This window comes from Mesorhizobium sp. KR1-2 (assembly GCF_040045035.1).
Taxonomy (GTDB): Bacteria; Pseudomonadota; Alphaproteobacteria; order Rhizobiales; family Rhizobiaceae; genus Pseudaminobacter.
Map to the genome: position 1 here is coordinate 206,451 of NZ_JBDZDS010000006.1, position 23,393 is coordinate 229,843.

The following is a 23,393-nucleotide window of genomic DNA, read 5'->3' on the forward strand; positions in this document are numbered from 1 at the left end:
GTTATCTGACGGGAATTGCCATATTTCGGAGTGTGCCATGGCCGATATCGTCACCGCCGCAATGGTCGTCATCGGCGACGAAATCCTTTCCGGCCGCACCAAGGACCGCAACATCGGCCACCTTGCCGAGGTCATGACGGCGATCGGCATCGACCTGAAGGAAGTGCGCGTCGTTCCGGACGAGGAGGACGAGATCGTCTCTGCGGTCAACGCGCTCCGGGCACGCTACAGCTACCTCTTCACCACCGGCGGCATCGGCCCCACGCATGACGACATCACCGCCGACTCTATTTCCAGGGCGTTCGGCGTGCCGTGCGAATACGATGCCAAGGCCTATGCGATGATGGAGGCGAACTACGCCAGCCGCGGCATGGAGTTCACCGAGGCGCGCAAGCGAATGGCGCGCATGCCGCGCGGCGCCGAGCACATCGACAATCCGGTTTCCATGGCGCCTGGCTTCCATATCGGCAACGTCTACGTGATGGCCGGTGTGCCGGCGATATTCCAGGCCATGCTCGACAATGTCGTGCCGACGCTGAAGACAGGCACCAAGCTCTTGTCGGTCACCGTCGAATGCCCGTTCGGCGAAGGTACGATCGGCGGCCCGTTGGCCGAGATCCAGCAACGCCACCCTGACACCATCATCGGCTCCTACCCAAAATATCTCGACGGCTCCTTCTGGACCGAACTGGTGGTGCGCGCACGCTCGCCCGAGGCGCTGGAGGCAGCCCGCGCCGAGGTCGCAGCTATGGTCGCAAGCATCACCGAGGCCAACGCCAAACCCGACTGAGAGGCCTACGCGAGTTTCGTGCGGAACGTTCCGGTCCGTGGTAAAGTCGCCGCCTTGGGGTTGCAGAATTGCGGGCCAGGGAGGTCGACATGTCGTTCAAGACGATCGTTGCCATCATCCAAAGCAAGGATGACGCAGAGCGCGTTCTGAATTGCGCCCTGCCTCTGGCCACCCGCTTCCAGAGCCATCTGATCGGCGTCCATGCCGAGGCGCTGCCGGTTGCCTACACATCCGCGGTCGGGTTTCCGGACACCGAATTCCTGCAGGCCACGGCCGAGGCCAACAAGGAGCGGGCCGAAAGCCTGCAGGCGGCATTCCGCAGCCGCATGCGCGGCGCGGGCCTGTCCTTCGAGTGGCGCAGCCTGGAGAGCTTTTCGGGCGACAGCGCGCATTCGGGCATTTCGAGCGCGCGCTGTTCCGATCTTGTCATCGCTGCGCAGCGCAATCCGCATGCAGACGCCACCGCCACGGCCGATGTCGACGCGCTGCTCTACGAATCCGGCCGCCCGGTACTGGTCGTTCCGCACGCCGGCCCACCGCATGACGGCACCTATCGCCGCGTGATCGTGGCCTGGAACGGCAGCCGCGAAGCAGCCCGGGCCGCCTTCGACGCACTGCCGCTGCTGATGGAGGCCGAACGGGTAGAGGTCTTCGTCATTGATCCACCGGAAGATGTCGAGCAGGACGCAGAGGCTTCCGGCGCCGAGATCGCCACCGCGCTCGCCCGGCATGGCGTCGCCGTCGGCGTCACCTCCGAGGCATCGGGCGGCCGCTCGGTCGACCACATCCTGCAGGCGCGCATCGCCGCGACAGGCACGGACCTGCTGGTGCTCGGTGCCTACAGCCACTCCTGGCTGCGGCAGCTGCTGTTCGGCGGCATCACCCGGACCGTCCTGCAATCCATGCCGGTGGCGACATTCATGTCGCGCTAACCGCCAAGAGGACGAAAACGCTCGCGCCGTATCAGGTCAGCGGGATCATCACCGCTTTCTGGTAGGCCGGTCGAGCAGCCAAGCGCTCATACCAGGCTTTCAGATAGGGCAGCGCCGGCCGTTCGATCGGCATCTCGAACCAGCCGTAGGCGAAGCTTCCCAGGGGAATGTCTCCCATGCCGAACTGCTGTCCGGACAGGAAGGGCTGGCCGGATAGCGCTCCGTCGGCAATGGCCAGCAATCGGCTGCAGGCGGCGAGGCCCCTCTCGACCTCCGCGTTGTTACGTTCTGCGGCAGGCAGCCGCACCATATTCCAGAAGACGTCGCGGAACGGGCCTGCAAGCGATGAGGTCGTCCAGTCCATCCATTTGTCGGCGCCTGCACGCTGTTGCAAATCGGACGGAGAAAGCGTGCCTTCGCCGTATTTGGCGGACAGATAGCGGACGATGGCGTTCGATTCCCACAGGACGAAGTCCCCATCCTGGATGCACGGGACGAGCCCGTTCGGGTTCATCGCCCGATACGCGGCATCGTTGACGACGCCGAACGTCCCGCCGGCCATGGTGTGCTCGAACGGCAGCCCGAGCTCTTCCGCGCACCAAAGAACCTTCTTCACATTGGTGGAATTTCCGCGACCCCAGATCTTCAGCATATGAATCCCTCCACCTTCGAATACGAACAGATCCGGCGATGGCCTGCAGCAGGCCCTACGCACGGCCGGCAAAGGTTACACGTTCGAAAGGCGCCTCGCCATGGCTGGACGGTAACCCTAAGACGATCCTGCTGATAACAACGGGTGGAAAGGCTTGCCAAACGCCGCTCTTTCCGGCTAATTGCGCCCGCATTCCCCATATCACCGCGCGCGGCCAGCGCGCTTTCGGAGTGCCGAGCCTCATGTCCCTTCCCGATAAAGCCTTTCCCGTATCCTGGGACCAGTTCCACCGCGATGCCCGCGCCCTCGCCTGGCGACTCGCCGGCGTCAACGGCCAGTGGAAGGCGATCGTCTCCATCACCCGGGGCGGCCTGGTTCCGGCCGCCATCATCTCGCGCGAACTCGGCATCCGCGTGATCGAGACGGTGTGCGTGGCCTCCTACCACGACTACAGCTCGCAAGGGCAATTGCAGGTGCTGAAGGAGATCAACCCGGCCCTTCTGGAAGCAGAAGGGGAAGGCACGCTGATCGTCGACGACCTTACCGACACCGGCAAGACCGCGGCGATCGTGCGCGCCATGATGCCCAAGGCGCATTTTGCCACGGTCTACGCCAAACCCAAGGGCCGGCCGCTGGTCGACACCTTTGTCACAGAGGTGTCACAGGATACGTGGATATACTTCCCCTGGGATATGGGCTTCACCTACCAGAAGCCGATTTCGGACGACCACGCCGGCTGAAACACGCCGCCCTGCGGTCGGTCGGGTGGCAATCCGGCCGCGCAGGGCTCAAATGTCCGGGCAGCCATAGGCTTTCTCCCGAAATCGTGTCGGCAATTTACCCGAAATTGGTCGGGGTTTGCCGATTTTTTACTGTTATTACGCACAATTAACCCTAATATTTGTGAGACGGCAAACGAGTCGGAGACAAGAAAGACCGGAAGAGATGTTCATCAGCCACGCCACACGAAACCGCCTTGCAGAGCGGGTCCGGCGCCTCTTCGGAGGGATGCCCCGGCGTGTGCAGGTGGCAGCTCTGCCGTGGCGCATCGGCACCCACGGCAAGGTGGAGATCATGCTCATCACCAGCCGCGACACGGGGCGCTGGGTCTTGCCCAAGGGCTGGCCGGAAGGCGGCGAACAGCTTTTCGAGTCTGCCGAGCGCGAGGCAGTCGAGGAAGCCGGCATCTCCGGCACCATGTCGCACCTCGAATTCGGGCGTTATTTCTATGGCAAGGTCATGCGCTCTGGCATGGAGCGGCGCTGCGAAGTGCTGGTCTTCCCCATGGAGGTGGGCGACATCGCATCGGAGTGGCGCGAAAAGGGCCAGCGTCAGCGCAAGTGGTTCCCAGCGGCGAAGGCAGCCGATCTGGTACGGGAGCCGGACCTCGGCGAGCTGATTGCCCGTTTCGGCGAGCGCCGACATAAATCCGCTGCTTGATTTCCTTACGCCGTCCGTCATGCAGAACCCAGCTGGTGACACCACGATCGACCTGAGCCTCGGCCACGTCCGTCCGGAACGGACGATCCGATGAGCGACGGTTCGCGCACCAAGCACACGCTCGACAAGGACCTCGGCCGGCTCGCCAATATCGGGGAGGCGACGGGATTCGTGGTGCGCGGCCTTGCCGTTCCCGGCCTGGCGTTGGTGTTCCTCGTGCTGGCAGCGATCTTCGCGTCGTTCTACGTGCTCGGCGAGCCGCGCGCGCTTGTCATCGTCGTGGCTACGGCCATCGGCGCCTATCTGGCCCTGAACATCGGCGCCAACGACGTGGCCAACAATGTCGGACCGGCGGTTGGCGCCAAGGCCATGACCATGGCCAGCGCGCTGATCATGGCGGCCTTATTCGAAACCATCGGCGCGCTGGTTGCGGGCGACGCGGTGGTGGCCACGATATCGACCGAGATCGTCAGTCCTGCCACCGTCTCGGACCCTGCCCTGCTGATCCGTCTGATGCTGGCGGCGTTGATCTCCTCCGCGCTCTGGATCAATTTCTCCACCTGGATCGGGGCGCCGGTTTCGACCACTCACGCGGTCGTGGGCGGCGTGGTGGGCGCCGGCGCCGCGGCTGCCGGACCGGCTGCGGTCAACTGGCTTTCGATCACCACCATCGGAATGAGCTGGGTCGCCACACCTATCCTCGGCGCGGCCGCCGCCATCGGCTTCCAGGCCTTCATCAAGACGGCGATCATCTACCAGGACGACAAGATCGCCGCCGCCCGGCGCTGGATACCGGTGTTGGTCGCGTTGATGAGCGGCTGCTTTGCCGCCTATCTCCTCTCCAGGCTGCTGCGCGAAACGGGCTGGCAGGCCCGGACCCTGGTAGGTATCGGGTGCTTTGCGATCGCCTGGGTTGCCGCGCACCGCTCCATATGGCGCCAATCCGAAGGCATGGAGAACCGCAACCGCTCGCTGCGTCAGCTGTTCCGGCTGCCTCTGGTGGGCGCAGCCGCCCTGCTCTCTTTCGCCCATGGCGCCAACGACGTCGCCAATTCGATCGGCCCGCTGGCCGCCATCGTCCATGCCGCCCGACGCAGCGAGGTCGCCGACGTCATCGACATTCCGCTCTGGGTGATGATGATCGGCGCCTTCGGCATTTCCTGCGGCTTGCTTCTCTACGGCCCCAAACTGATCCGCATCGTCGGCGGCGAGATCACCAAGCTCAATCCGATGCGCGCCTATTCCGTAGCCCTGGCGGTCGCCATCATCGTCATTGCCGCATCCTGGTTCGGCATGCCGGTCAGTTCCACGCACATCGCCGTTGGCGCCGTGTTCGGCGTCGGCTTCTTCCGCGAATGGTACATCGCCCATTCCGCCCACCGGCGCGCCTATCTGCAGCGCAAGCAGGCACGCAAGCGCGACATGCGCGCGAACCAGGTCCTCGATCCGACGGACGAGGACGATGCGGAGGAAGACCCGCGCAAGCAGCCTTCGCGGGAAGAGATCAACCGGCGGCGACTGGTGCGGCGTGCCCACCTGGTCACCATCGTTACGGCCTGGGCCACCACCGTGCCCGCTGCCGCAGTGCTATCGGCATTGGTCTTTCATCTGATCGAGACCTTTCCCTGACAGGGCGATTCGGGCCGGGATCGCGCTCGCGCGCTCGGTAAAGGCATCCGGTCACTTACCTTACGGCAGGACCGGAGCAGTCCGCGGAGACTGATTTTCCTACATCTTCTGTCCCCACTATCCACATAACTGACACACAAGATGTTGGGGGTCTAAAGGTTACAGAAACGAACCCTTGACGACGAATTCCGAGTCGTCTCATATGGGTCATGCGCTCTTGTTCAGGGCGCGGCCGGCGGGTTTTGAAGCCGGTCTTTCATCCCGAATATTCCAGCGTTCTGGCGGTTTTGCCCGTTTTCGACGGCAGGCAGACGCATGGATTTTTTTCGGGATTTTTTTTCGTCTGCGTCCGGCATGAGGCTGGAAGAAATAAGTTGTTAGCACTATATTTAGTGTTTGCGACCATCATATGACACAAGGTAATGTGATTTTCCCTGCCACAGGGACTCACAACCAGCTGTTGGAACAGGACCTTCGGGCCAGCCGCTCAAGGGTCGCCCTCCGCCAAAGGCAACGGCGGATCGGCGCTCCGGCTGGCGTGAGAAACGGGGGCTCGGACTTGAGGCCGGGCCGGGATTTTAAAGGGCAAGCGCCTTCACATGGAAACTGCGAGGGTTTCCTGTGGATAGGTGCTATATATAGGGACTGAGGACGGACCCATGCGCATCGAGCGTCGTTTCACCAAGGACGGACAATCGGCTTACGCGGAGATCGAATTCCGCAAAGCGGTGAGCGAAATCAAAAACCCGGACGGCTCTATCGTCTTCCGGCTCGACGATATCGACGTGCCCGCGCAGTTCTCCCAGGTCGCGGCCGACATCCTCGCGCAGAAATATTTCCGCAAGGCCGGTGTGCCCGCCCGCCTGAAGAAGGTCGAGGAGAACGACGTCCCCTCCTTCCTGTGGCGCTCCGTTGCCGACGAGGACGCCCTCGCCGCGCTGCCGGAAAATGAGCGCTACGGTTCCGAACACGACGCCCGCCAGGTTTTCGACCGTCTCGCCGGTACCTGGACCTATTGGGGCTGGAAGGGTGGCTACTTCAATTCCGAAGCCGACGCCCTCGCCTTCAAGGACGAGCTGTCCTACATGCTCGCCACCCAGCGCGTGGCGCCGAACTCGCCGCAGTGGTTCAACACCGGCCTGCACTGGGCCTATGGCATCGACGGTCCCGGCCAGGGCCATTTCTATGTCGACCCGTTCACCGGCAAGCTGACCAAGTCCAAGTCGGCCTACGAACACCCGCAGCCGCATGCCTGCTTCATCCAGTCGGTCGGTGACGACCTCGTCAACGAGGGCGGCATCATGGACCTGTGGGTGCGCGAGGCGCGCCTGTTCAAGTATGGCTCGGGCACCGGCTCCAACTTCTCCATGCTGCGCGGCGAAGGCGAAAAGCTCTCGGGCGGCGGCAAGTCGTCGGGCCTGATGAGCTTCCTCAAGATCGGCGACCGCGCCGCTGGCGCCATCAAGTCGGGCGGCACCACCCGCCGCGCCGCCAAGATGGTCATCGTAGATGCCGACCATCCGGACATCGAGGCCTTCATCGACTGGAAGGTGAAGGAGGAGCAGAAGGTCGCCGCACTCGTCACTGGCTCCAAGATCGTCAAGCAGCACCTGAACAAGATCATGGCTGCTTGCGTGAACTGCGAAGGCCAGGACGACGACTGCTTCGACCCCGCCATCAACACCGCGCTGAAGCGCGAGATCCGCGCCGCCAAGAAGAACTCGGTGCCGGAAAACTACGTCCAGCGCGTCATCCAGTTCGCGCGCCAGGGCTACAACGCGCTCGACTTCCAGACCTACGACACGGATTGGGATTCGGAAGCCTATCTCACCGTCTCCGGCCAGAACTCGAACAACTCGATCTCGCTGAAGGACGACTTCCTGCGCGCAGTGGAGAACGATGGCGACTGGCACCTGACCGCCCGCAAGGACGGCAAGGTGATGAAGACACTGAAGGCCCGCGACCTGTGGGAGAAGATCGGCTACGCCGCCTGGGCCTCGGCCGATCCGGGCCTGCACTTCAACACCACGATGAACGACTGGCACACCTCGCCGGCTGCCGGCCCGATCCGCGGCTCGAACCCGTGCTCGGAATACATGTTCCTCGACGACACGGCCTGCAACCTTGCCTCGATCAACCTGCTGCCCTACCGGCAGGCCAATGGCGATATCGACATCGCAGCCTATGAGCACACCACGCGACTGTGGACCATGGTGCTCGAAATCTCGGTGATGATGGCGCAGTTCCCGTCCAAGGAAATCGCCAAGCTTTCCTACGAATACCGCACGCTCGGCCTCGGCTACGCCAATATCGGCGGCCTGCTGATGACCTCCGGCATTCCCTATGACTCGAAGGAAGGCCGCGCCATCTGCGGCGCGCTGACCGCGATCATGACCGGCGTGGCCTATGCGACCTCGGCCGAGATGGCCGGCGAGCTCGGCGCCTTCGCCGACTATGAGCGCAACGCCGAAAACATGCTGCGAGTGATGCGCAACCACCGCCGCGCCGCCTATGGCGACAAGGACGGCTATGAAAAGCTGTCGGTCAACCCAGTGGGCCTCATTGCCGAAGACTGCCCGCAGGCCGAGTTGATCAGCCACGCCCAGGCTGCCTGGGACCGCGCCATCGAGCTCGGCGAAAAGCACGGCTACCGCAACGCGCAGGCCACCGTTATCGCCCCCACCGGCACGATCGGCCTCGTCATGGACTGCGACACCACCGGCATCGAGCCCGACTTCGCCCTGGTGAAGTTCAAGAAGCTCGCCGGCGGCGGCTACTTCAAGATCATCAACCGCGCCGTGCCGGAAGCCCTGCGCACGCTGGGCTATAGCGAAAGCCAGATCGCCGAGATCGAGGCCTACGCCGTCGGCCACGGCAACCTGAACCAGGCGCCGGGCGTGAACCCCTCGACGCTGAAGGCCAAGGGATTCACCGACGAGAAGATCGAGGCACTGAACTCGGCTCTCAAGAGCGCCTTCGACATCAAGTTCGTGTTCAACAAGTGGACGCTGGGCGAAGACTTCTGCAAGACGTCTCTCGGCCTCACCGACGAGCAGCTCAACGACTTCTCCTTCGAGATGCTGCCGGCTCTCGGCTTCTCCAAGCGCGAGATCGAAGCCGCCAACATACATATCTGCGGTGCGATGACGCTGGAAGGCGCGCCCTTCCTCAAGGCCGAGCACTATCCGGTGTTCGACTGCGCCAATCCCTGCGGCAAGGTCGGCAAGCGCTACCTGTCGGTTGAAAGCCACATCCGCATGATGGCGGCGGCCCAGCCCTTCATCTCGGGCGCCATCTCCAAGACCATCAACATGCCGAACGACGCGACGGTGGAGGACTGCAAGGAAGCTTACATGCTCTCCTGGAAGCTGGCGCTGAAGGCCAACGCGCTCTACCGCGACGGCTCCAAGCTCTCGCAGCCGCTCAACGCCTCGCTGATCGAGGACGACGCGGACGAGTCCGACGACGCCGTCGAGGCGCTGATCGCCGCCCCGGCAGCGGCGCAGGCTGTCGCCGTGACCGAGAAGATCATCGAGCGCGTGATCGAAAAGGTGGTGCGCGACCGCGAGAAGCTGCCGAACCGCCGCAAGGGTTATACGCAAAAGGCGGTCATCGGCGGCCACAAGGTCTATCTGCGCACCGGCGAGTTCGACGACGGGCGCCTGGGCGAAATCTTCATCGACATGCACAAGGAAGGTGCCGCCTTCCGCGCGATGATGAACAATTTCGCCATCGCGATCTCGCTCGGCCTGCAATACGGCGTGCCGCTCGAAGAGTACGTGGAAGCCTTCACGTTCACAAAATTCGAGCCGGCCGGCATGGTCGTCGGCAACGACGCGATCAAGAACGCCACGTCGATCCTCGACTATGTGTTCCGCGAGCTCGCCGTCTCCTATCTCGGCCGCAACGACCTTGCCCATGTCGACACCTCGGATTTCTCCAACACCGCCCTCGGCCGAGGCATCAATGAAGGCCGCGCGCAGGCCGTGTCCAAGGGCCTGACCCGCGGCGCGCCGCTGAAGGTGGTGTCCGGTCTCCCGGGTGCCGAGCCCAAGGGCTTTGGCGGCGGCCAGCCGGCAGGCGCGCCCGCCAAGGTCACGGCTCCCGTCGCCTTCTCCGGCTCCAACGTGCTCTCGATCTCGTCGGCGGCCGCCATCCAGGCAAGCGCGCCGGCCTATAGCGACGGCGCCACCGCCTTCAAGCGCGACTATGAGGAGCGCGCCAAGGAACAGACCGAGGAAGCGAAGCACGAGGAAGCCGCCACGGAGCTGTTCACCGACGCCGCCGCCCAGGAAGCCGCCGAAGCCAAGGCCAAGGCCGCCGAACGCCGCAGCCGCGCGATCATGCAGGGCTACACCGGCAACATGTGCTCGGAGTGCCAGAATTTCACCATGGTCCGCAACGGCACCTGCGAGAAGTGCGACACGTGTGGCGCGACGAGCGGCTGCAGCTGAGGATGGAGCCACAACCAACTGAGGCCTGACGCGTCACTGAATCTCGCTCAACGTCAAGGTAGACTGCTCATCCGACACACGAAGTCTGCTCACCCCCGGCGGTAAGCCGGACAACGCAAGATCCCGGGCGCTTCGGCGCCCGGAACTACGAAAGGGAACAAATCGAAAACATCTGCAAGGCAGGAACCCGCAAGCGGTCTAATGCCGTTCAGATCAGAGAGAGGGACTGCACACTTCATGACCGCCTACCTGACATTCTTCCCCCTTGGGAACGGCGACACGACGCTGATCCGCCTCGCCAACGACGACCTGATCCTGATGGACTACGCGAACATGCGCGTCGCGGACGATCCGACAGACAAACGCATCGACCTTCCGAATGCGCTCCGCGACGAACTGGATGATGCGGGACGCGAGTCATTTAGGGTGGTAGCGTTCACCCATCTCGATGACGACCACATCTGTGGCGCCCGCGACTTTTTCTGGTTCGACCATGCCCGTATCCTGCAGGGTGGCGACCGCGTGAAGATCGACGAACTATGGGTGCCCGCAGCAGCGATCACCGAGACTGATCTCGCAGGTGATGCGTGGACAATCCGTGCGGAAGCCCGCCACCGCCTCAAGGAAGGCTATGGCATCAAGGTCTTCTCCCGCCCAGAAAACCTCGCCGAATACCTGGCCGAATGGGACCTCACCATTGAGGATCGCGCGGACTGTATCGTCAACGCTGGAGAACTCGTCCCGGGCTTCTCGAAATGGGATGCGGGCCAGGCAGAGTTCTTCGTCCACAGTCCGTTTGCGTGGCGCACCGACGACGGCCTCGAAGACCGCAACGAATGCTCCATCGTGGTGCAGATGACCGCGCGCGAGGGGCTGAGCGAAAGCTACGCCCTTCTTGGCGCCGACATCGACTACGAGTCGCTTTCCCAGATCGTCAGGACATCGAGGAGGCATGGGAACGAGGACCGTCTCAGGTGGGACGTGCTCAAGCTCTTTCATCACTGTTCCTACAAGTCCCTCTCGCCCGAGAAGGGCGAGGACATCACCGAACCGGTCGAGGACGTGAAATGGCTCTTCGAGGAGCTTGCCCGGGAGCGGGAGATCATCGTCTCGCCGAGCTGGCCTATCCCGGCGAAGGGAACGCCAGAGGACAAAGACAAGCAGCCCCCGCACCGACAGGCCGCGAACTACTACAAGAAGATCATTCGGGACTCGAACGGACAGTTCAAGGTCACGATGGAACCGCCGACGCAATCCAAGCCGAAACCAATCAAGCTGAAAATCTCGGCGGCGGGTGTAGCAGTGGTAATGACGGCCGCCCCGACTATCGCCAGCGTGGCATCCGCCGCCACGACGCGGGCGGGCTGACGCATGTGGCAGCCGGAAGCGAGCGAGCCGATCAACCTGGATGAACTCGCCGTCCCTCTTGCCTGCACCTTCGCGACGCATGTCGCGAAGGCATGCTCGGACTTCGCTCGCGTGATCGAATGCCGCAGGCTGCCCGAGAAGGGAGTCGAGATCGTCACTTTCGAGATCGACATCGGCGTGCCGCAGCGCCCGGTCTATGCGATCAATGCCACGGAGGTGGTCTCGGTCTGCTTCGTGCTCGGTAACAGTGCTCCTCCCCTGATCGCAGTCGGACGGCCTGACTTTCCGGACACTCCCCACCAGAACCTCGTACCGGAAGGGTTCCCGAGCGTTCTGTGCGTGGACGATCGGCCATGGCAAGACATCCGCGGCGGCTATACCGCCTCGGAACTCATGGCCCGAATCCAAGTGTGGTTCACGAAGGCCTGCGAAGGCGAACTCCACGGGGACGACCAGCCCTTCGATCCATTCTTCCTCTACGACGGGGCCCACGAGATCATCGTGACGCAGGATGCGGACGAAGCGATGAACGCGAAGGGCAAGCTGAGCATTTGGGCAGCCGATCAGCCGCCGCGTTTCCTCGTCGTAACCGGCGCCCAAGATGGAAAGGGCGTCATCGGACAACTGCACCTGCATATTCTCCATGTCGATGTCGCGGCGGTGGCGATGAGACGGATGCGCAAGGCTCCCAGAACGCTCGGCCAGCTCGCAGGGCTGTTGGCCGAAAGGAATGTCGACCTTCTCGCACCCCTGAAGCAATCGATTCTTGAATGGCACGCCACCGGCAAGATGGACGACGACGGGCGCTGGCTCACATGCATTTTGGTAAGCATGCCGCAGGTGCACCCGCACACCAGGGAGATCGGCGCTTCTCGACCGATGGCTTTCCTTTGTGCCGACAGCCCAGGCAGGATTGGCGAGGCGTTGGGCGTTCTGGGCAGGCTCCCTTCGGATGCTACAACGGCGGCCCGCTATATGCCGTTGATGTTCTCCGAGATGACTGCCGACGGGCTGGATGGCTTTCCCATTCAGGTTGCGCCCGTCCATTTGGAGATGGATTCGGCAGGTGCATCGGACCTCGCCGGAAGGCGGGCCGACCTTCGCGAGCTGGTAATGATCGGCGCTGGCTCCCTTGGCTCCCATTTAGCCGAATACCTGTCCCGTGAGGGACAGTTCCGCTGGACAGTGGTCGATGATGACGCGTTGCTGCCTCACAACATCGCGCGCCACACGCTGACGAGAGTCCATCTCGGACAGGGAAAGGCTCGCAACCTCGCATCGCGCCTGGAGCTCATCCGCTGCGACACGGCCCCCCGTTCAATCCGGGAAAACGTCTTGGACGGTGAGCCAAGCGATGCGCTCGTCCAAGCGCTTCAACGAGCTGACATCATCATCGACGCTTCGGCCTCCGTTCCTGTGTCCCGGTGGCTGTCAGACCGCCCGGATCAAGCGCGCCGGATGTGCGCCTTCTTCACCCCCGATGGTCGTTCGGCCGTTTTGATGGCAGAAGCAGCAGACAGATCGGTGACCCTGCGGGACCTCGAGGCTGCATACCTTAGGGAGATCCTTGCGAACCCGACGCTCAAGGATCATCTCCGTGCTGGCCAGCAGCTGAGATACACGGGGGCGTGCCGCGCCCTCACCAACAAGATTCCAGCCTCGTCCATCGCTCTGCTGTCGGGCCTTCTGGCGGCTGGTTTGGCTACAGCCTCGGGCGACGATTCCGCCGCGCTACGTCTCTGGGCGATGCAGGAGGATGGAAGCATCGATTGCGCGAACGCTCCTACCTCGATGATCAAGAGTTCCATCTCTGACTGGACCGTCACTCTCCCGGCAGCCCTGCGCGACGACCTAGTTGCAAGGCGCGAAGGAGCGTTGCCGAGCGAGACGGGCGGTCCGCTTGTCGGTGTGATCGACTACGAGGCGAAACATCTCGCCGCGGTCCACGCCCTCGCCACGCCCCCTGACAGCGCTGGGACTCGCGCGGACTTTGTCCGCGGCACTCGAGGGCTGCAACGCCTAATAGAGGAAGCACAGAGCCGATCCGGCGGTCAGGTGCGTTACATCGGCGAGTGGCACTCGCATCCGGCCGGGGCATCGGCATCACCCAGCGCCACAGACATCAACCAGATCTGCCAGCTGTCGCTCCTGCTGGACCTGGACGGCCTTCCTGCTTTGTCGCTGATCGTCGGCGAGCAAGGATTGGCAATGCTCGTCGGCGAGGTGGCCTGATGCTCGGAGGCGCCGACAACTCGAAGCAGATCGGCCTCGCTCTTTCCGGCGGAGGTTTCCGTGCGGCCGTGTTCCACCTTGGGGTCCTGAGGTACATGGCCGAGGAAAAGCTCTTGGAACAGGTCACGCAGGTCTCAACCGTGTCAGGGGGATCCCTGATAACTGGCGCGGTTTTCTCCGCAGCGGGCGGCAAGTGGCCATCCTCGTCCGAGTTTCTGCAGAACGTCTATCCGTCCATCAAAGACATGCTCGTATCGGAGGACCTCTTCAGCTTTCGAGCGCTCGGACTGGGCGGCATGCTGCGCCAGAACACTGGCATTTTCTTTCGACGCGCCAACGTATTGGCTTGGCTTATTCGCAAGCGCTGGAACATCGACCTGCGGCTCTCTGACCTGCCCGAAACGCCAACCTGGCACGTCAACACCACCTGTCTTGAGACGGGGAAGAACTGGCGTTTTACACGCGGTTCCATGGGCGATTGGCAGTTTGGGAGGCACTACTCGCCTGACATCGCCGTCGCGGATGCCATGGCAGCTTCGGCGGCGGTACCGTACGTGATCGGTGCCCTCGAGCTACAGTTACCGAAGGACGGCTGGTGGCAGACCGATCCAGCGACGAAGGCTCCTACACGTAAGTTGGAGCCGCGCTATTCGAAGGTCCGTCTTTGGGACGGCGGCGCTTACGAGAACATGGCATTGGAGCCTCTCTACAAGCCCGTGGAAGGCCTCCAAGGCTGCGATGTTCTAGTGTGCAGCGATGCGTCCGCTCCTCTTGCTGTGCCTGTCGGAATTCTTAAGGGCCTCTTGACGGGTAAGCTGGCATCGCCGCGTCTGTTCGATATCGCGAGCGATCAGATCAGGTCTCTACGTTCGCGTATGCTAATGAAGGCAATCACTCAGCGCGAAATTGACGGCTTCCTGCTCAGGCTTGGCACCTCCGCTCGAGACTTTGCAAAGGCAAGCGGCGATCTGCCCGGACTAACCGACGAGGAATGCGCATTCTGCCTCAACTACCCCACCAATCTTACCAAGGTCGCGCCTGCCCATTTCGACCTAATCGCTCAACACGGGCATGACGTCGCCCGCATGACGACACGAACGTTCGGAAACGCTATCCGTGACGGATCGGCGTCGGCACCTTGATCGACCCAACCGACCGAAAAGTCGTACGCAATACAATTTGTAAACCCGGCGGAACGTAGTTGTCGCAAGAGCTCATCGCCGATGAGCATTTGTGATGGAAAGAAATATTGTGAACGATGAACAGCCTCATCTGACCTTTTTCATGGACGATTTCGGAACTCGTACCATGTGCAAGCCAGGTGATGCCCTACCTATGGAGGCTCATATATTCAGCTTTGGCCTCGGTGGGATAATCGTTCCCTCGGAGGCGGTCCAGGCGCTTTCTGATGCCACAATAAAGTTTTGCAAGCGCTGGGATGTGCCGGAACTGCACGGAAATAAGATTCGATCAGGAAAGGGCAAATTCAGTTTCCTGAAAAAAGACGAGAACCGGAAAAACCGCTTCTTCGAAGAGCTGGAGGCCCTGATCATCGATGAGCGCATTACAGCCCATGCTTGCGTGATCTGCCGCCCAGGCTATCGCGACAGATATTATGAGAAGCACACCGAAGGTTCACGATGGCAGATGAGCAGGACGGCCTTCGACATCGCAGTCGAACGTGCGGCCAAGTACGCGAGGCTCGTCGGCCGGAAACTCTCCGTTGCCTACGAACGCACAGGAGCGACCGAAGACCGCCTAATCGAGAACTACTTCGAGGGACTTCTCAAAAACGGAACTGGCTTTGATTCGACAAATTCATCCAAACATAGGCCTCTAACGAAAGATGAGCTGACGGAGACCCTTCTGACCATCTGGCCAGACGGGAAAAGCAATCCCATGCTGCAGTTGGCTGATCTCGTGTTACACCCCCTCGGTCACCGCCCAACTGGCTTAAAAAATCGAGCGCATGACCGTATGTCAGAGGCAGGGCAAATCATCGACTTGAGAAGCAACGGCGACGAGACGATCGCTGTTAAGTACTCCTGCTATGATGATCCATACAAGGAATGGGTGAACCCTAGAAACACATAAGGGACCCGAAGGTCCCTTAAGGCGGTCGGCGTGAAGCCTGACCCCGTGGCAAAGCCATAGATACTGTTTAGAGTGTTACCTTAGATTTTTCAAGAGTTTTTAGATCATCAAAATTGTGAGCCGCCGCTTGAAACGATGCGCGCGCGGCACAAAGTCGTTCGTCTCTCTTTGTCGGCCGCTCAGCAAAGCCGAACTCGGCTATAAAGCCATCACCTCACCAACAGTCTTGGTTACCGCTGACGATGTTACCTGCATGATGTGCCCTCCTAGCTGCAGGGCGGATTAAGCTCAAAGAGGAAACCTCACTCCAATTCTACGACCACTCGCAAAGGCCTGCCGAATCACTCGGCCTGGTTGACACCAACCAGCGAATCCTGAAGTGGTGATTGACTTGGCGATGCAGGCTATTAGCAAGTTTCTTCGACTGGTTGGTCCTGCCGAAACTTAAGTAGGAGAAACGTTTGGAAGTCCAAGAACGTCTGGTCGACAGCAGTGAAGATGGCGAAGTCTGGGAAACTTGGAAAGACGGAGCACATGTAGGGTACTTCGTCATTCCCACAAATAATCGGGAACCACATTCCGTGGATGGCGACTTGGCTGCCGCCTATAAGCGGCTCGGAGAATTGAATTCCCATAAGATGGGATGAGCAACGAAATACGCTTCTGCATTTCGGATGCGATCCGGGTTCATAAGCCCTTTTTTGCGTAGATCCGCATAGACTGGGTCGTCGAGTTTCAGGAGCGCGCCTTCGCCCCATTCCGCCTCGATGGCTAGCCCTTGCCTCGCGACTTCCTGCCAGCGAGCATACCTTGCTCTTACATTGTCTGACGCCGAAGTTGCCAGATCAGAGAAATTTCCGTTCAGAAGACGAGCAAGGATCCCGATGCTGCCAGCTCGCTCAAGCCCATCGAGAACGTGGAGCTTTTGATCCTCGGTAAGCTTGCATATGTACTGCGGGCTTCGTTCCATCACCCTCACCTTCTGTTTCCGATATATTAAGGATCGGGCGCCGGGCTGTTGGCGTCAACCTCCCTTGTCGTGTTTAGTCCTCCGCAGTGCTTTTAGCCGCCGGGACCACTCTATCTAGAAGCTTTGATACTTCCTCGCCCGATCTCATCATCCACCCAGGGAACGGCCAGCATCAGGTATGGAAAGAACAGAAGCCTTCCTAACATCTCGCTTTCTAGTTCTTGGGCAATGAGATGATCTAGTGCTGCCCGAACTATGTCATCCATCTTCAGCTAGCTTTTACCAGTTCGAGCTCTCGCAATCGGGAGAATTCGGAAAGCATGAAATCGATCGATGACATGGTGTACCTTTTCTGTGGTCGAACCATATTTTGGAGCAAAGAGACCTGCGGAATTCGCAACACCGGTGGCAGTTGCTGCCTGATCTCGGCTTCGTGCATCCGGTAAGTCCCTAGCCGCCTGATCCTTCTCCAGGCTCCTTTTTCGACCTCGACGATCCGAAGGGTTGCTCTTTTGCGACATCCTTTACCAACTCGCTTGGGGGACCATCGTGCCCGAAGCGCTCAATCAGATCCCGCCCCGTCAAGTGGGAACTGTCTCCGACGATCTCTTGCACTTCATCACCGCTGACCGCCCCTTTCAAAAGAAGGGTTTCTGCCAGACGAGAGAGTTGGCTCTTGCGTTCGTCAATGATCCTCCGGGCTCGCGCGAATTGTTCAGCCAGGACTCTGTCAACACGCGCCTGAAGGAAGCGATCCAACCTAAGCGCACCCAAAAGTGCGTCCTCGTTATCGGGACATAAATAGGTTAAGCCGTCGCCCAAGCCGTATGAAGCCTCAAGCCTCAGCGCGAGCAAAGTCGCGGTGTGCAGATCGGAGCCCTTTGCGCCGCCACCGCCTGCGGATCGCTCGCCGAGAGCCGTTTCCTCGGCGGCAAGGCCGCCTAACCAGACGGCGACCTGATCCAAAAGCTGGCTTCTCGTACGCTCTAGTAGCGAGGTCATTTGAAGCACAACTCCCCCCACATCCTGCAGTCCACCAGCAGGCTCGATATGATCCGCCACTGATACTGACGCGATTTCTCCCGCACCGAGGCACAGCGCAACGACCGCATGACCGGCCTCATGGATGGCAGCCCTTCGGCGTAGTTCCTGTGGAATTTGAGTACGCTGCGGGAGTTCGGCTTCCAGATGCGCAACGGTCATTTGCACTCGCGCACGCCTTGCACGTCGACGTGCGCCGCGTACGAGTTGCTCCAACGCCGCACCACTCCATCCTTCGGTGCGCTCGACGATTGGCGACAAGTCGGCAGTCACAAGCGTTTCTCTAAGATGCCATCTCAGAATACCCTCACGGCCGCTTCTGTCGGGCAGACCAATGTGCACGTGCCGATCCAGTCTTCCCGCTCGAACGAGGGCCGCGTCCAATTTGTTTGGATGATTACACGCACCTACGATAACAACGCCTTCCCGACCCTCGGCACCGTCGATGCATTCGAGCAGCGCTGCAACAACCTCGGTACAGTATTGGGCGTTGTGGTCTCTGAACCGTTCCCGATCCCCGACTGCATCGATCTCGTCCAGGAAGATGATTGACGGCGCGTTTGACCGAGCCTCATCGAAAGCGCCACGCATAGCTTTCAAGAGATCGCCGAGGTGGCCCTTGGCCTGCCAACGCCCCAACGACCCAAGCACAAGATGCGCCCCGCAGGAACGGGCAAGTGCTCCGGCAAAAGTAGTTTTGCCGGTTCCCGGCGGCCCGCTAAGGAGAATCCCCCGGTCTACGTCCTCCCAGCCAATCTTCCCGGCTCTCCAGTCCCCTAGATCGGTCGCGAGTTCCCTACCCCAGTCCCCGGCTTGGCCGAGCCCGTGGAGATCGTCCAATGTGGGGCCGGTCACATCCCTTGGCTTCGGCTTCATGGCCTCTCTCATCAGCTTGATCGCTGTTGAGACAGGACGACCGCGGCGCAACGTCGAAACAAGGACCTGCATGGGGACCGTTGCCATGAACTCGCCCTGCTCAGCGGAGACATTGAGTCCTAAACACATCTTCGCACCGGCAACGATGTGTCTCGGGAGCACCGGAGGGACATCAATCACTCCGTCCGCCGCCAGTCGGAAAATTTCCGGCACACATGACAGGTTTTCAGCAAGCAAGAAAATTCGGCGACAGGACACAAGCGCGGTTTGCACATCCGCGCCATCCATTTTTCCTCTTCGATCGGCCTTGCTCGTCAATACTTTCGTGAGGTCCTGCCCACCATTCAGATATGAATGTCCGTGCGCAGCATACTGCACCGCACGCTCATAGGTATCTGCGTCCGCTCCCGCGGGTAAAACGAGCCCGATGACAACGGGTCCTCGACCGCGGGCCTGTGGGACCTCTCGACAAGCTCGCATGATTCCGCAGTATGCAAGGAACCTGGGAAACGATTGACGGAGCTTCTGACGGAAAGCTGCGGCAATATCGGCGTCGCTTTGGTCAATGGAAGTGAAACGCATGCACGGCACCTCGTAATCCGTGCCGACAACGCCGACGCGGCTGAAACTGATAACGGATAATCGGGATTAGGCTGCCTGGCGTATTAGCGCTCGGCTCCAGACTCTCGTCATCGCCTCGGATTTCTTTGAGGTGGAGATCATGATGAAGTTCTCGATTACACATATTCGCCGAGGCCGCTCAGGAGCGGCGATATCTTCAGCGTCAGCGTATGAGATCGAGGACCGTATCGGTATTCATGGTTCGGAACGTATAGGGAACGGATGGATTGATGTCAAGGCGTCAACGACAAGCGGACGGAAGTCTGCAGAGTGTGACTCACCAGAAGAACGAACGGACGAGGCTCAGCGATCCTCGTTGTCATCGGAAAAAATCCCTAGCTGCCTGAAATGCGATATAAGCGGCGCAACGCCGCTTAGAAATGGGCCCCACCGCCTAGCCTGCCAAGTCGCATACTCGCGCCAAGACAGTGACGATTTCCATTCGCGAAAAGCCGCGTCCTGTGCTCTCTCGTATTGCCGATCGGCTCGCCATCCCACAGCGTCTTCCTTAGTCGTCGCCGAAATCGGTGTGTTCCAAATGTCCTCCTCGACCTAGGATTCCCTTCCCTTTCGGTGAGGAGGAGTCCTTCACCAAGGACAAGCTGAACTCTCGGTCCAGAGCCTTGATCCGCTGCGGACCGTTGGTCGCGGCTTCATCGAAGAGCTGGTCAAGCCGATGCAGCACTTCCTCAAACGTCCAGGTCCGTGAACCAAGCTTTGCCGTCTCAATGTGCCTTTTTGCCATATCCGACCTCAACAGGACCCTTGCTGGCATTATTCGAAGACCCGTTAACGAAAAGCCGGTGATCTCGCTTCAATGGTTCTGCATCGTTTTTTGTTACAGGTCTTATTTGTCGTGTTTGAAGAGCCCGAAATGTACGTGCTCGACACTAATGTGCTGAGCCAGTTTGCCCTTAAACGCCCTTGCCCTCAAGTCACTGCCTGGTTGCATGAAACGCATGCAGGCTTGGCGATCCCGTTCGGAGCGGTCATCGAAATAGAGCGGGGTATCTGGGATATCTCCGTCCGCGATCCGGCCAAAGCGTCCGAACTCAGCCGTTGGCTGCAGTCACTGCTAGAGTCCGATATTCCCTTTCTTGGCATGGATTCGGCAGTCGCACGTCTTTTTGCACAGATGACCGCAGTGCCGGCGCTGAACAACCTCTGGGTCCCAACGCTGACCAAGAAGAGGTTTCGGATGGGACAGGATCTTTCAATCGCAGCAACAGCGATCGTTCACTCGGTACCAATCGCCTCGATGAACGTAAGGGACTTCTTGTACATTCACCGGTTTTTTCGATTGCCAGGCCTGCTAGACCCGCAACAAGGACGATGGCTAATTCCACCTTCCCATGGCGATCATCGTCAGCCTACCACTGCGCTCCCGTAAACGCAGGTATTCCGCTTGACTGCGATATATATGTTCTATATTTGTTCTCGCGTTATGACCAGGACAAACATACGGCCGATACGCTGAACCCCAGTGCTGCCAATTTTGGCAAAACTGTTGTTGGCTGTTGCGTGCGTATGGAGTGTCCCTTGTACCCGAGCATTGTTTCCCAATCAGAATTTCTCGAATCCCTTCGTGCCGAAGCCGGTCGGCGAGCATTTTATCCAACTGGCGCCGTCCGCTGCATCGGCAGCCCGCTGTTTCGAAATCAGGCCGCCAGGAATCTCGGCTGCCTCCTGGATGTCGACACAAGTGTTCTGTCATGGGCATGTCTGCCACTGGCACTTCGGCATAGTCAGACGGTGCATGTTCCTGATTTTTTAGTTCAACGAGCTGACGGGCCTGTCTTAGTGGACGCGCTTTCTGGAGAAGCGCCGTCTTGGATTGCTGAGGAAGCCGCAGCGCATGGTCTCCGTTATCTGCCCAACGGCCTGGAGCTCATGGGCGTTGGTTTCCGGCTTGAAAATGCACGCGACTTGCTTCGCTATGTTCGATGGCAATGTCCGCTCGGTGATCGGGTCCGAGTGCTTTCGGCACTGGATGAGCATGGCACGGCATCTGTGGCTGAAATTCTTTCAGTGTTCCGCGAGATCTTGCCAATGGCCGGGCTTGCATCGCTGATCTTGCATCGCTTTGTTGAAATCGAACTTGATGAAACTCAAATCGGGCCAGACACGTCAATCAGGCGCTGGCGTGATTGACGCAATGTCAGGACGCACTTCAATCTCCCAGCGCCTGACGTAGAGCGCGAACTCCCCGGTCGACGAATGCCGGCACGCCGACTTTCAGTGCGTTCGCGAGCGCGTCGGAACTTGAAATGCTTCGCAGAAAGACGGCAGCCTCGACCCAGGGACCATCATCCATCGGCGCGCGGTCGAGGAAGGTCTGGTGAACCAGTTTGGCTTGCCCCGGCGCACGTCGTTGTGTCGCCTGCTCCAGGCCATCGACTAGCCACTGTGCCTCTGAACGGAGTCCCTTAAGGCTCTCGGCGGTGACCTTGCCACCCATTGCCAGCCGTTGCTCCGCGTCGGCAAGCACATCGAGAACGGCTTGAGCGCGGCCCACAATCTGTGGGACGAGTTCGTCACGAGCCTGGTCCGCGAGTCTCCTTAGTGCTCCCGCGCCTCCTTCCCTCTTGCTCACTTCTGGCTCCGAAGCGCCGTTGGCGCGCCCGTCTAGCGCCTGCTGCCGATGCTGCTTGATTACTGCTTCAACGTCCACAACACGAAGCCGTTCGCCGTCGCGGGCTCGGTCAAGGACATCATTGCACGCGGCATCCGGGGCGCTGGCAAGTCTCACGATAGCTGTCGGAGGAAGTGCAACGTTGAGTTCCTGAAAAATCGATCGATCACTGCGGAAGCGTGTATAGACCCTGATGCAATCACGTGCCCATTGCTCCGACATGCCCGCTTCTGTCATCAACCACGGCAGCCACGCACCATGAGGAAGTGCTTCGCGAGCCCGATTGAGACGTTCCCCGATGTCCATCAGCGCTCCGGCGGCTTCAATGAGGCGACCACGGATAGCGCGGGCGTCGTCTTGCAATGCGTCACGGACCGTTGTCGGCACTGTGCCGTAGTCAAATCCGAGCACTACGTCGGTGGCCACAACATTTCCAGGTCCCATCATTCCCATCTCACTCACCATTCAGATAAAGCGGGTGATGTAGCAATCTGGTGCTTACTGAATTCTCAAATGCACAATGATTGGGGATTTGTCTCGAGGAACGCGACGCTGCCAGTCGCCTGAGAGCCTAACGGGCCATTGTGACTAAACGAGGCGACCAGACCGCCGTTTCTGCATCGGGTCGAACCACGAATACCGCCTTATTTTTCGTTTCGCTTTCAGTGTTTGAAGCAATTCTCACGATGCCATCGCAGAAAATGTGGATGAGGCCGTTCAAACGCTCGCGAAGGTACAATCGCCTTGCCTGTCTTGTTGATCAGTCCTCGGACGCTCTCCGGGTCGTTGGCCTGTCTTGAAATCAGAACGTCGAGGTCATCTGAAAGACTGATCAGGCCGCGGTCGAACATCCAGTGGGCCGTCCCAGACAGCGCAAGGCCATTGGTTAGGATATCGGGCCCGTTCGCCTCAACCGGGCGGATATGCGCGGCATCAACTTCGGCGCGCCCACCGCCATTGATCAGCTTCAGCCCGGTGATTGCGCACCGCTTGTCGTAAGCCTGCAGAACGAGGCGACGAAACAACCTGTCGCGAACGATCCGAGACGAGATCTGCTTAACGCGGTCGCGCTCCTCTTCGAACGTGAAAGGTGCCTGAATTTCGTCTTCAAACCCGGCGGCAGGGAGCACTGTCCTTGGCTCCTCCAGCCGCGGCAATTCAGGCTCATGCTCGTCGAGGCCGATCGTGACAATACGATTGAAATCCGCGACTGAGATCGGTCGAACAGCGGACTGCGCCCGCCCGGAAATCCGCCCCTCCGCGTTCAAGACACCGCGTTCGATGACACCGTCCGGCCCACTGAATGGAACAGGATTGATGAAATCGAGGTAGCTGCCTGATTCGATGAGCGCGAGATACATACCAGGCGCTTTCGGATCGGCAATTACTTGGGCTACCTTGGCAATCGCAAAATAGCCTCTCGTCGCGGCAACCTTGCGCGGCTCGTAATAGAGGATCCAGTCTCCGACGCAGGCCTGCACACGACCGAGATATTGGCTCGGAAACTGATATTGTTCCGCTGGGCTATCGTCGTAGATCGAATCCGAGCGATGAATGAAGACCCCGAATCCCATGCTTGATGGTTAGCACAGCCAGCTCGGCTCTCGATATGAGCTTTGCACGCGCGTCGGCACGGAATCCGCCCTTAGTTTAGAGTTCGTT

17 protein-coding genes are annotated in these 23,393 nt (G+C 60.2%); 12 read left to right on the top strand and 5 right to left on the bottom strand.

Translation table 11 applies throughout. The features are described from left to right. The first annotated feature begins 37 nt into the window (after window positions 1-37). Both ABLE85_RS14360 and ABLE85_RS14365 read left to right on the top strand, forming a co-directional pair. Window positions 38-790: a competence/damage-inducible protein A gene (locus ABLE85_RS14360; protein WP_348793409.1), complete on the top strand. Its 753-nt coding sequence runs from the start codon at window positions 38-40 to the stop codon at window positions 788-790. 89 nt (window positions 791-879) lie between these two features. Continuing rightward, window positions 880-1,722, top strand: coding sequence for a universal stress protein (locus ABLE85_RS14365; RefSeq protein WP_348793410.1), 843 nt, complete (start codon window positions 880-882; stop codon window positions 1,720-1,722). A 31-nt stretch (window positions 1,723-1,753) separates the two neighbouring features. On the opposite strand, the gene ABLE85_RS14370 is transcribed toward ABLE85_RS14365, so the two are convergent. Continuing rightward, the gene (locus tag ABLE85_RS14370) at window positions 1,754-2,374 is read right to left on the bottom strand and encodes a glutathione S-transferase (RefSeq protein WP_348793411.1); all 621 of its coding nucleotides are present in this window, start codon (window positions 2,372-2,374) and stop codon (window positions 1,754-1,756) included. Window positions 2,375-2,616: 242 nt separating this feature from the next. Here ABLE85_RS14370 and gpt point away from each other — a divergent pair, with 242 nt between their 5' ends. The 8 genes from gpt to ABLE85_RS14410 all read left to right on the top strand — a co-directional run bounded on the left by gpt (window position 2,617) and on the right by ABLE85_RS14410 (window position 15,591). After that, window positions 2,617-3,114 carry a xanthine phosphoribosyltransferase gene (gene gpt, locus ABLE85_RS14375; RefSeq protein WP_348793412.1) on the top strand — a complete coding sequence of 166 codons (498 nt, stop codon included), beginning with the start codon at window positions 2,617-2,619 and terminating at the stop codon, window positions 3,112-3,114. 205 nt (window positions 3,115-3,319) lie between these two features. After that, window positions 3,320-3,814: an NUDIX hydrolase gene (locus ABLE85_RS14380; protein WP_348793413.1), complete on the top strand. Its 495-nt coding sequence runs from the start codon at window positions 3,320-3,322 to the stop codon at window positions 3,812-3,814. Between the two features lie 90 nt (window positions 3,815-3,904). Beyond that, window positions 3,905-5,443, top strand: coding sequence for an inorganic phosphate transporter (locus ABLE85_RS14385; RefSeq protein WP_348793414.1), 1,539 nt, complete (start codon window positions 3,905-3,907; stop codon window positions 5,441-5,443). Window positions 5,444-6,102: 659 nt separating this feature from the next. Next, window positions 6,103-9,897: a vitamin B12-dependent ribonucleotide reductase gene (locus ABLE85_RS14390; RefSeq protein ID WP_348793415.1), complete on the top strand. Its 3,795-nt coding sequence runs from the start codon at window positions 6,103-6,105 to the stop codon at window positions 9,895-9,897. A 237-nt stretch (window positions 9,898-10,134) separates the two neighbouring features. Beyond that, entirely contained in the window at window positions 10,135-11,265 is a 1,131-nt protein-coding gene (locus ABLE85_RS14395; RefSeq protein WP_348793416.1) for a hypothetical protein, read from the top strand. A 3-nt stretch (window positions 11,266-11,268) separates the two neighbouring features. Then, window positions 11,269-13,497, top strand: a complete 2,229-nt coding sequence (locus ABLE85_RS14400; protein ID WP_348793417.1) for a ThiF family adenylyltransferase — start codon at window positions 11,269-11,271, stop codon at window positions 13,495-13,497. Further along, entirely contained in the window at window positions 13,497-14,639 is a 1,143-nt protein-coding gene (locus tag ABLE85_RS14405; protein WP_348793418.1) for a patatin-like phospholipase family protein, read from the top strand. The genes ABLE85_RS14400 and ABLE85_RS14405 overlap by 1 nt, the downstream gene beginning before the upstream one ends. Window positions 14,640-14,748: 109 nt before the next feature. Then, entirely contained in the window at window positions 14,749-15,591 is an 843-nt protein-coding gene (locus ABLE85_RS14410) for a DUF3800 domain-containing protein (RefSeq protein ID WP_348793419.1), read from the top strand. A 604-nt stretch (window positions 15,592-16,195) separates the two neighbouring features. Here ABLE85_RS14410 and ABLE85_RS14415 read toward each other — a convergent pair. Together ABLE85_RS14415 and ABLE85_RS14420 are read right to left on the bottom strand one after the other, a co-directional pair. Next, complete coding sequence (locus tag ABLE85_RS14415) at window positions 16,196-16,561, bottom strand: hypothetical protein (RefSeq protein ID WP_348793420.1); 366 nt, start codon at window positions 16,559-16,561, stop codon at window positions 16,196-16,198. 450 nt (window positions 16,562-17,011) lie between these two features. Further along, on the bottom strand, window positions 17,012-19,060 hold the full coding sequence (locus ABLE85_RS14420) for an AAA family ATPase (protein ID WP_348793421.1): 2,049 nt from the start codon (window positions 19,058-19,060) through the stop codon (window positions 17,012-17,014). An 856-nt stretch (window positions 19,061-19,916) separates the two neighbouring features. On the opposite strand from ABLE85_RS14420, the gene ABLE85_RS14425 reads away from it, so the two are divergent. Together ABLE85_RS14425 and ABLE85_RS14430 are read left to right on the top strand one after the other, a co-directional pair. Further along, on the top strand, window positions 19,917-20,489 hold the full coding sequence (locus ABLE85_RS14425) for a type II toxin-antitoxin system VapC family toxin (protein ID WP_348793422.1): 573 nt from the start codon (window positions 19,917-19,919) through the stop codon (window positions 20,487-20,489). Window positions 20,490-20,638: 149 nt separating this feature from the next. Beyond that, window positions 20,639-21,250 carry a hypothetical protein gene (locus ABLE85_RS14430; RefSeq protein ID WP_348793423.1) on the top strand — a complete coding sequence of 204 codons (612 nt, stop codon included), beginning with the start codon at window positions 20,639-20,641 and terminating at the stop codon, window positions 21,248-21,250. A 19-nt stretch (window positions 21,251-21,269) separates the two neighbouring features. Here ABLE85_RS14430 and ABLE85_RS14435 read toward each other — a convergent pair whose 3' ends face one another. Next, entirely contained in the window at window positions 21,270-22,157 is an 888-nt protein-coding gene (locus ABLE85_RS14435; RefSeq protein WP_348793424.1) for a DUF3102 domain-containing protein, read from the bottom strand. Between the two features lie 236 nt (window positions 22,158-22,393). Then, window positions 22,394-23,305: an HNH endonuclease gene (locus ABLE85_RS14440; protein ID WP_348793425.1), complete on the bottom strand. Its 912-nt coding sequence runs from the start codon at window positions 23,303-23,305 to the stop codon at window positions 22,394-22,396. Between the last annotated feature and the right edge of the window lie 88 nt (window positions 23,306-23,393).

Coding starts and splice junctions, on each gene's coding strand:
- ABLE85_RS14360 (WP_348793409.1), top strand. CDS start 38: ATGGCCGATATCGTCACCGCCGCAATGGTCGTCATCGGCGACGAAATC.
- ABLE85_RS14365 (WP_348793410.1), top strand. CDS start 880: ATGTCGTTCAAGACGATCGTTGCCATCATCCAAAGCAAGGATGACGCA.
- ABLE85_RS14370 (WP_348793411.1), bottom strand. CDS start 2,374: ATGCTGAAGATCTGGGGTCGCGGAAATTCCACCAATGTGAAGAAGGTT.
- gpt (WP_348793412.1), top strand. CDS start 2,617: ATGTCCCTTCCCGATAAAGCCTTTCCCGTATCCTGGGACCAGTTCCAC.
- ABLE85_RS14380 (WP_348793413.1), top strand. CDS start 3,320: ATGTTCATCAGCCACGCCACACGAAACCGCCTTGCAGAGCGGGTCCGG.
- ABLE85_RS14385 (WP_348793414.1), top strand. CDS start 3,905: ATGAGCGACGGTTCGCGCACCAAGCACACGCTCGACAAGGACCTCGGC.
- ABLE85_RS14390 (WP_348793415.1), top strand. CDS start 6,103: ATGCGCATCGAGCGTCGTTTCACCAAGGACGGACAATCGGCTTACGCG.
- ABLE85_RS14395 (WP_348793416.1), top strand. CDS start 10,135: ATGACCGCCTACCTGACATTCTTCCCCCTTGGGAACGGCGACACGACG.
- ABLE85_RS14400 (WP_348793417.1), top strand. CDS start 11,269: ATGTGGCAGCCGGAAGCGAGCGAGCCGATCAACCTGGATGAACTCGCC.
- ABLE85_RS14405 (WP_348793418.1), top strand. CDS start 13,497: ATGCTCGGAGGCGCCGACAACTCGAAGCAGATCGGCCTCGCTCTTTCC.
- ABLE85_RS14415 (WP_348793420.1), bottom strand. CDS start 16,561: ATGGAACGAAGCCCGCAGTACATATGCAAGCTTACCGAGGATCAAAAG.
- ABLE85_RS14420 (WP_348793421.1), bottom strand. CDS start 19,060: ATGCGTTTCACTTCCATTGACCAAAGCGACGCCGATATTGCCGCAGCT.
- ABLE85_RS14425 (WP_348793422.1), top strand. CDS start 19,917: ATGGTTCTGCATCGTTTTTTGTTACAGGTCTTATTTGTCGTGTTTGAA.
- ABLE85_RS14440 (WP_348793425.1), bottom strand. CDS start 23,305: ATGGGATTCGGGGTCTTCATTCATCGCTCGGATTCGATCTACGACGAT.